The 3,590-nt window shown below is 47.2% G+C and carries 3 protein-coding genes; 1 reads left to right on the top strand and 2 read right to left on the bottom strand.

Translation table 11 applies throughout. From position 1 onward, the window contains the following. Nucleotides 1-794: 794 nt before the first annotated feature. The gene (locus tag CIK98_RS11250) at nt 795-2,573 is read left to right on the top strand and encodes an IS1634 family transposase (protein ID WP_253249712.1); all 1,779 of its coding nucleotides are present in this window, start codon (nt 795-797) and stop codon (nt 2,571-2,573) included. Here CIK98_RS11250 and rhuM read toward each other — a convergent pair. Further along, complete coding sequence (rhuM, locus tag CIK98_RS11245) at nt 2,551-2,778, bottom strand: RhuM family protein (RefSeq protein ID WP_141210518.1); 228 nt, start codon at nt 2,776-2,778, stop codon at nt 2,551-2,553. The genes CIK98_RS11250 and rhuM overlap by 23 nt on opposite strands. Nucleotides 2,779-3,033: 255 nt before the next feature. Continuing rightward, nucleotides 3,034-3,590, bottom strand: a 557-nt coding sequence (locus CIK98_RS11240) for a PD-(D/E)XK nuclease family transposase (protein WP_172409917.1), incomplete at its 5' end; no start/stop codon positions are given.

Raw genomic sequence — 3,590 nt, 5'->3', positions numbered from 1 at the left:
TTGAATCCTTCGCAAATAGAAGGAAAGGACAGGTGACAGGTCACTGTCCCGCAGGAATAGTCAAAAATATAATCTCAAATGTTATAAAATAATTGAGGAGGCAGGACACTGACCTGTCCCCTGTCCCACCGAGAAGTACCACTTCTCTTCCTTATCGTCCCATACGGTACGAATCTTTTTATCTTCAAACAATTTGGATATTTCACGTTTTGTCATATTGTCCCATTTTAATTGCCATTTGTTTTCATCTAAAAGCAATGATACTGCAAAAATAAGGATTTAATTTTTTTCTCCAAATTATTCGACGGTTTTTTGAATCGAAAGGGAATATTTGCGAGCTAATAGAGGGTTTTATAATGGTGAACCAAGGTACCTGTCCCTATGACACGAGAATTATTTGTCGGATTTCGACATTTTTTATATCTTTGCAGCTGATAATCAGTAAAATATGGCATCAATATGAAATATATCAGCAGAAATATCGACAAAACACTCGAAGACTGGAAAGAAAGTACCTTGGTTCCCTTCCATGATGTAACCCAAGTTTGATACCCTAAAATTATTTTCAACTATTTTTAGTGGTATTCATAGGGCTAACTATCTGTTTTTCAGCAACGGCATCCTAAAAAATCGATTTGTAGTACACAGAAGTCTCGCAGAAAAGTTGTACCTTTGCATCCGATATGCACTTCATGTCTCAGCCAAGATACAACCCGAGGACTCAGCGCGATGACTGGTACTACCGCATCAAGTAGTCTTTCCGTGACCTGACAGGCCGCGTGCGCAGTCGTGTTATGTTGACCGTTGGCTTCATCGAGGAGCCGCACCGTCCGGAGGACATCCGCGATATCGGCAAGTGTCTGACCTACCTGCACGAACACCAGGGACAGGAAGAACTGTTCGGCAATCCACTGTCACGCTACAACGAGTTCGTGCAGCGAAAGACACGGGAGTTCTGGCATGAAATGGTCAACAACGGCAGCATAGACGCAGTGAAGGCCTCCATGGAAGAGTCACGCGAGAAGGCGGAACGCCTCGTTGACGTGAATACTATCCAGCATACCGATGCCCGTGAGATTGGTGCCGAATGGGTATGCCTGCAGGCAATACGCGAGCTTGAGATAGATAAATTCCTCAGGAACGAGGGCTGGAGTGAGATACAGATAAACACCACGCTTGCACATCTCATCACCCGCACCATCTACTCGCCCTCTGAACTGAAGTCCATGCGCATCATGGACGAGAACTCGGCAGTATGCGAGCTCATCAGCGGCAACCAGGAATGGCGTCCCGGATTCCATTCCATATATAAGGTGGCTCCGTCGCTCTTTGAACTGAAGGACAGACTTGAAAATCACCTCTGCAAGAAGACGGACGACCTGTTCAACATAACGAACAGGATAGCTATCTTCGACCTCACGAACTTCTACTTCGAAGGACGTAAGGAAGGCAGCAGGAAGGCCCAGTTCGGCCGTTCCAAGGAGAAACGCTCTGACTGCAAGTTGTTAGTATTGGCATTGTGCATCAACAGGGAAGGCTTCATACGCTACTCTTCCATCCTTGCGGGAAACACGGCAGACCCTAACTCTCTGCCAGACATGGTGGATACGCTCAATTCCAAGACACGCGTGCCGGATGATCCGAAAGACAAGGTACTCGTATGCCTAGATGCCGGAATAGCCACTGAGGAGAACCTGCTGAAGATAAAGGAGAAGGGCTACAATTACCTGTGCGTCAGCCGCAGGAGGCTCACGGACTATGAGATATCCCCCGATGCGCAGACCGTAACCGTACTTGACAGCAAGCAGCAGCCCATCAAACTCACGCAGGTTAAGCATGAGGAGGACGGTGACTATTATCTTGAGATAAACTCCCACGCCAAGCTGCTCAAGGAAACATCCATGAACCGCAAATTCAAGGAGCGCTTCGAAGAAGAGCTGCAGAAGGCTAAAGACTCCCTGACGAAGAAGAACGGCACGAAAAACTACGAGAAAGTCATCGAGCGGGTGGGCAGGGCAAGGCAGAAGTATCCGTCCATCTCAAAGTACTACGTCATTGACTATGTAGCTGACGATCCGAAGAATCCGAAGAACATGGCTGACATACAGTGGCACATTGCCGTGCCAGAAAACGTGGACAAGCAGAGCGGCATCTATTTCCTTAGGACGAATGTACCCACGTTTGACGAGAAGACCACATGGGACTATTATAATCTTACTCGTGAGATAGAGTGTACCAACCGCCAGCTGAAGACCGACCTGAACCTGCGTCCAGTACATCACAAGAAGGACGACCGGTCTGATGCCCACCTCTTCCTCGGCCTGCTTTCATACTGGATAGTCAACACCATACGCTACAAACTCAAGCAAACTGGAGAGACATGCTTTTGGACGGAGATTGTCCGGAGGCTATCCACGCAGAAGGCGGTCACCACGGAAGCCACCAACGCCCTTGGAGAGAAGGTCTACACGAGGCTTTGTAGCGAGCCGAACAAATCCGCAGATGATATTTATGAACGACTAAAGTACAAAAAGATGCCATTCAGAAAAATCAGAATCGAGAAAAGTTTGTAGTACACAGCGCCGCAAATGAAAATCGTAAAGTACTGGAGAGCAGGAAAAACGGATAAGCAAATGTCAAACTTGGGGTAAGACCCATATTTGGCTTTGAAGCATCTGCACGTGAAGACGCGATTTCCGCTACCGTATTGTGAGTGACGGCATAGAGCAATTTGTTTTTACGTTTCCGCAAAAATCTCCAATGAGTAGCAAACGACATTGTATTTCTTGCCGTCAGAGGCAGTTATCAAATAATCCTTGATAACTGAACTTTAGTACAACTCCCTGTTTTTCAGAACATTAACCATATGGTAACAGATGTTTGGCACCGAGGTCCCAAAAAGGTCCGAAAATTTGGGGATTGTTCTCTAGGCAATGGTAGCTTTTTCAAATGGTAAGTGTTGTGTCCAACTTTGCGGGTTCACTTTATGACCTGTCCCGATGTCCCCTGTCCCGACGCTTGAAAAGTGAAGAACTACAAGCCCCTCACTTCATCTATTGTCAAACCCGTTATATCAGATATCATCTCCAATGTCAAACCGTAGGCCTTCATCTTGCGGGCATTTGCAATCGCTCCTTCCTTCAGACCTTCCTCGCGTCCCTCCATGCGTCCTTCCATACGTCCTTCCATACGTCCTTCCATACGTCCTTCCATGCGTCCTTCCATACGCACACCCTCAAACACGCTGATGGTGTCGCGGTATTTCTTTAGGGCCTCGTCGTATTGCAGGCGCTCGGCACGGGTCATGCCGCCAACGTCGGCTATGCTCTCGAGCTTCTTGAAAACGGCACTCTGAGCCGCCCAGGGCAATCTGTTTAATGTTTCCATATTCTTTAACAAATAAATCCAACGTTCAACTTGATTCTCACATTCATCAGCCTCCTTCTTGAACAAAGGGAGCTGGAGGTATATCATACGCAACTTGTCGGAGAACTGCTCCTTTGTATCCTTCTCGGCAAGAACGACATCAGTGCGGAACTGCTTCTTGAAATCCAGGGGGCTGAAATTAAGGAAAGCCACAAGATAAACAG

This window comes from Prevotella sp. P2-180, assembly GCF_002251435.1.
In the GTDB taxonomy this organism is placed as follows: Bacteria; Bacteroidota; Bacteroidia; order Bacteroidales; family Bacteroidaceae; genus Prevotella.
This window is presented reverse-complemented; position numbering and strand designations above follow the sequence as displayed.

Coding starts and splice junctions, on each gene's coding strand:
- rhuM (WP_141210518.1), bottom strand. CDS start 2,778: ATGTCGTTTGCTACTCATTGGAGATTTTTGCGGAAACGTAAAAACAAA.
- CIK98_RS11250 (WP_253249712.1), top strand. CDS start 795: ATGTTGACCGTTGGCTTCATCGAGGAGCCGCACCGTCCGGAGGACATC.